The sequence below is a fragment of the Streptomyces sp. NPDC001933 genome (assembly GCF_042890955.1).
In the GTDB taxonomy this organism is placed as follows: Bacteria; Actinomycetota; Actinomycetes; order Streptomycetales; family Streptomycetaceae; genus Streptomyces.
Map to the genome: position 1 here is coordinate 1 of NZ_JBIASS010000093.1, position 4,453 is coordinate 4,453.

Consider the following 4,453-nt stretch of genomic DNA (forward strand, 5'->3'; position numbering starts at 1 on the left):
AAGGATGATGCCCCCTCATCTGTCAGCCGAAGGTTCTCGGCCTGCAGCCCGCACCACCAACTCGTGGATCAACTGACCGTCAACCGTCAACCGTCGCCGGCTGCTTCGGCTCAGGCGTCTTGGCGGTCTCGGCCTCCGTCACGTGCTCACTGGACACCGATGAATCTTCCTGGATCAGGGATTGCACCGAACACTCACGGCCACCCCGGAGGAGACTGTGGCGGAGGAGGAGAGCGGGGGGGCAGCCCGTCCGCGTAGGCGGCGGGGCCTGCCGCCACAGGCGCGCTCAGCCCCTGAGGAAGGCGCCCTGGGAGCAGGGGCGGCAGACGAAGACGTAGCCCAGATCGCCGCCCAGGTTCATCGCGGTCCGCCGGTCGATCCCCTCCTCCAGATGGGCTGCGAATTCCATGGTGCCGGAGCAGGAGGGGCACCCGGGCAGCCGGTCGTCGTCAAGGTAGGAAGGGCTGCCGCCGAGCGATCCGAGAACCTCGCGTTGCTTCCCGAACAGCTCGCCGGGCTCCCACTTCCACCCTGAACGGGCGAGGTCGTACGCGTCGGGCGGGAGACCGTCGCCGTCGGCCTCCTCAGGTTCGAGCGTCACGACCTCGGTGGTGATCGCCGACACTGCGGGCAGCAGCGTCACACCCTCCTCGGGTACGGCCACCGGTACCAGTCCCGCAGTCGGGAAAAGAAGGACCCGATTCGCCCCGGAGACCGGGTCATGCGTGTCGCAGGCGCCCGGATCGTTCTGGCACACGAACACCGACAGGACGCCGTACTCGACCGGCAGATGCGCGAAGAACTGCATCGGCCCTCCGCAAGTGTTGCCGCACACCGGCCAGGTGAACCCCTCGGGGGCCAGCGGCACACCCCCGGTACGTGGCACATCTGCATCGGGCGCGGCCGTGCCGTCGTAGATCATCAAAGTTGCCTGCATGGAGGAAGGCTACGGGCAGTCGGCAGCTCAGGATCCAGCATGCACAGTGCGCCGTCGCGGATCATCCCGATGTACCCCGAGGAGGGGGCACTCCACGAGCTCGGCGACGCCGGCGGCGGTAAACGGGTCAAGGACCCCGCGATGCTGATCCTCAGTCAGTTTTCCGTGCTTGTGCACGGCCCGTGCGGCGATGGCGCAGGCGGACTTGCTCTGTGTGAGAAGGCCCTCGCGGACCTGGTTCAGCTCATCGACGCGCAGGAGCAATGCCGATGCGACGGCGTGGTCGATCGCGGAATGCTCCGAGGCGGGCACCCGGGCCGCCCTGGTGTCACCGGCGGGGAAGCCTGGTTTCAATAGAGCGAGCGCGTCCGCCGGCAGGGCCGTGGCGGACCTGATGTGGCGGGCGGTCGTGGGATCCACGGGGCGTACCTCCTGTGTCGTGCGGACAGTGGACAGCGGTCAGGCTACGGTCCGGGTCGGACAGGGCTCCGACGGCTGGGGCAGCCCGCGTGACACGGACGTCACAGTGCCGTTGGACTGCACGCCCCCGAACCGGGCTCGTCCTCCTCGATCAGGAATCCGGGTGGTAGCGGAGGAGGCAACCGCGGTCCCTGCTCCAGAAGGTGGCGGAGGTGCGGTGGCACCGGAGCTTTGACAATCGGGCTTCCCGGACCACGCTCCGGGAAACAAGCCGTCATACCGCTGCTGACGTGTACCAACCCTATCTCCGGTGAGCCCCCCATGGGGGGGCGCGTGTTCATACTCAGTCTCTTGTCCACAGTTAACGCAACGCATGTCTCACCTCTGCTCCTGGGCCGGGCACCGCAAAATCGTGGCTCCTTGGTCCGCCCGGCGGCTTGTTGATGTTCCTGGGGCTCGCGCAGCCCCACTACTTGGTCGTCGACGTTCCCCGGGCGGTTCCACGGGCGGCGTCGCCGCCACCGGTGGACTGCACGCTGATGCCCGCGGTGGCGGTGTCCTCTCAGGGTTCAGCCCTCGTCGACGTACTCCCAGAAGACCGGCGAGTTCGGTCATCGAACACAGCGGAGACCGCCGCCGGCGTATGGGAAACTTGCATCTCGGAAGTGCCTTGAAGGGCCGGAGGTGGCGACCAAGCTGCGGCATGGCCACCACCCTTGCACGTGGCCCGATCAACGTGAAGTCAAAGAGACACGCCCTCCTAGGTCTCGGTACTCACCACCCTGGGACCGTGACCCCTGCCGCCGCGAACGGGTCCAGCAGCACCCGGTACTGCTCCTCCGTCAGTTTCGTACGCTTGCAGACAGCGCGCGCGGCGATCGAGCAGGCGGTTTTGATGTCGAAGCGGAGGTGCGGGCGGAAGGCGTCCAGTTCGTGGGTGCGGCGGAGGAGAGCGGTGCGGACGGCACGTTCGATCGCGGAGTTCTCAGACGCGGAGACCCTGGTCGCACGGCTGGCCTCGCGGCCGCCCCGGCTCCAGCGGTCAAGGGAGTCCTCGTACAACGCTGCGAGCGCCGCCGGCGGCAGAGCCGTGGACTCCTCAATGAACCGTGCGGTGGCTGCCTCCATGCCCCGTCCCTCCCAGATCTCGGCCAGAGCACCCACACTACGGCCCGGATCGGACAGCCCACACCACTCCCAGCACACCAACTACCACCCCCGAAACGACACATCGCTTGGGCGGGTCGGCAGTCGTAGGGCGCGGGAGAACGAGGAGCTGCTGTCGGATGGCGGCACCGCGGACGGCTGCGACCGGGACGCCGATCCCGCACATGACCGCGGAAAGGTGGTCGGGGCGGGCCGGCTGGGAAAGAGCCGGCGGGGTGCCCGGCCGAACCGGGTGCCGTCGATCAGCGTCTGACGATCCGGTCGAGGACTGTGGCGATGCCGGACTTGACCGCGTCGCGGTGGTGGAGGGGTTGCGCGGGCAGTTCGCTGGTGGGGCGCACGCCCCGGTCGGCGAGGATGTAGAGCAGGCGCAGGGTACGCAGGCAGTTGCTGATGTGAGCGGGCACCGGAGTGCTGATGCGGTCGGCCCGAAGCGGTCGGCGATCGGATCCAGCCAGCCGACGGCATCGCGCTCACTCAGATCGGTGCGGGTGAGGACCCGGGCGATCGCCCGGGCGAGGCGGTCGTCCTCCATCTGGTCGTAGACGTGGTCGGTGGGCGCCGTCAGCCGCGCGGCAGCGAGGTTCAGCATCCGCACCGGCGCCACCTCGGGGTGGCGACCGAAGCTGGCAAGCAGGTCCGCGCCGTGCGCCACCGCGTGAAGCCAGCCGAGCGTCTCGTCGTGGCCACGCAGATCCTGCTCCGCCGGGTACCAGTGCTCGAACGCCTCCACCCAGCCGGCCTTGAAGTCCCCCGCGGCCACCAGCATGTCGAGCACGAGGGGCGCGAAGGTGCGGGCCTCGACCCGCGGGTCGGTGAACCGGGTCGCCATCTCGTCCCCCAGCTCCAGCCGCCGGGACGTCCCGATCGCCCCGCGAGCGATCCAGGTCGCGAGGACGGCGTAGGGCGCGCCGTCCCGGACCAGTGGATCGGGATCTGCCAGGGCACGGGACAGCTCGCGGACGAGGTCGTCCATGGGCCGGTCAGCGGGCACGGCACAGTCGGCGGCCTCGACGCTCTTCCAGTCGGTCATGACGGGCAGAATAGGTCCACACCGTTGCCGTACGCCTGCGAATTATGTCCAGAATTTTATCTCAACCTGTCAACTTCCCGACCAGACTCAGCAGTTCTGACGTCTTTGTCACCCTGCCCGCTGAAGCCGGACAGGGTGATGCGCAGCGGCCCGGTCCAGCGCGGGATCGCCGCGAGCCCGTGACCGGCCGAAGCCGGACCACTGGTCACGCGGTGCTTGTAGTTGCGGTACAGGAAATCCCGGTGAGAACGATCTTGCTGGGGTTCGCTTACCTCGTGCGAGCTTCAAGCTGACGGGGGACTGCGCCGGCGCGCAGTTCGCGTAGGTCGGGGATGTGGTTGTAGAGGGTGCCCGAGGAGACGCCGAGGAGCTTGGCGATCGAGGTGATGGAGCGGCCGGGGTCGGGCAGCAGGTCGCGGCCTTGATGACTTCCTCGGTGGCGACGCTGGGGGGCGCCCGCCGACGCGGGCGCGGGCGGCGGCCAGGCCCTCGTTGGTGCCAATGACGATGAGTTCGCGGATGAACTCCGCGAGGGCGCCGAAGACGTGGAAGACGAGCCGGCCGCCGGGGGGTGTACTGGCCCCACTGGGATCCGAGATCGACGATGACGTCCTCCCAGGCGTCGTCTAGGCCCTGGTGGTCGCCGGCTGCCCAGGCTTCGACGATGCGGTCCCAGCGGCGGACGTTCATCGTGCGGTACTCCACCAGCCGTTGGAGCGGGCGCGGTACCTGTGACTGGTTGAGCGGGTGGATCTCCACCCGGATTCCGCCGTCGGCGTTGAGGCGTCGCAGGAGATACCGTGGGGCCGTGGGTTCAGCCTCCGAGGAGCCGACGGCCGCCGACGGCATCGAAGCCTCAGCGGGCCGGCTCGACACCCGGCTCCTCGCCCGGAACG

5 protein-coding genes and 2 pseudogenes are annotated in these 4,453 nt (G+C 68.7%); all 7 read right to left on the reverse strand.

Annotation, left to right across the window (positions count from 1 at the left end):
* Positions 1-286: 286 nt before the first annotated feature.
* Positions 287-937 (reverse strand): hypothetical protein, encoded by a 651-nt coding sequence (locus ACFYY7_RS45230; RefSeq protein WP_388672215.1) that lies wholly within the window; start codon positions 935-937, stop codon positions 287-289.
* Positions 938-964: 27 nt separating this feature from the next.
* Positions 965-1,357 (reverse strand): hypothetical protein, encoded by a 393-nt coding sequence (locus tag ACFYY7_RS45235; RefSeq protein ID WP_388672218.1) that lies wholly within the window; start codon positions 1,355-1,357, stop codon positions 965-967.
* A 774-nt stretch (positions 1,358-2,131) separates the two neighbouring features.
* Positions 2,132-2,485, reverse strand: a complete 354-nt coding sequence (locus ACFYY7_RS45240) for a hypothetical protein (RefSeq protein WP_388672221.1) — start codon at positions 2,483-2,485, stop codon at positions 2,132-2,134.
* 37 nt (positions 2,486-2,522) lie between these two features.
* Entirely contained in the window at positions 2,523-3,557 is a 1,035-nt protein-coding gene (locus tag ACFYY7_RS45245) for a DUF2785 domain-containing protein (RefSeq protein ID WP_388672224.1), read from the reverse strand.
* A gap of 268 nt (positions 3,558-3,825) precedes the next feature.
* Entirely contained in the window at positions 3,826-4,059 is a 234-nt protein-coding gene (locus ACFYY7_RS45250; RefSeq protein WP_388672227.1) for a hypothetical protein, read from the reverse strand.
* A gap of 16 nt (positions 4,060-4,075) precedes the next feature.
* A pseudogene (locus ACFYY7_RS45255) lies at positions 4,076-4,156 on the reverse strand (hypothetical protein); the annotation flags it as partial.
* Positions 4,131-4,358, reverse strand: a pseudogene (locus tag ACFYY7_RS45260) (transcriptional regulator); the annotation flags it as partial. The pseudogenes ACFYY7_RS45260 and ACFYY7_RS45255, both read right to left, overlap by 26 nt.
* Positions 4,359-4,453: the final 95 nt, after the last annotated feature.

Excerpts from the sequence above, each read along its gene's own strand:
- ACFYY7_RS45230 (WP_388672215.1), bottom strand. The coding sequence starts at position 937 with ATGCAGGCAACTTTGATGATCTACGACGGCACGGCCGCGCCCGATGCA.
- ACFYY7_RS45245 (WP_388672224.1), bottom strand. The coding sequence starts at position 3,557 with ATGACCGACTGGAAGAGCGTCGAGGCCGCCGACTGTGCCGTGCCCGCT.
- ACFYY7_RS45240 (WP_388672221.1), bottom strand. The coding sequence starts at position 2,485 with ATGGAGGCAGCCACCGCACGGTTCATTGAGGAGTCCACGGCTCTGCCG.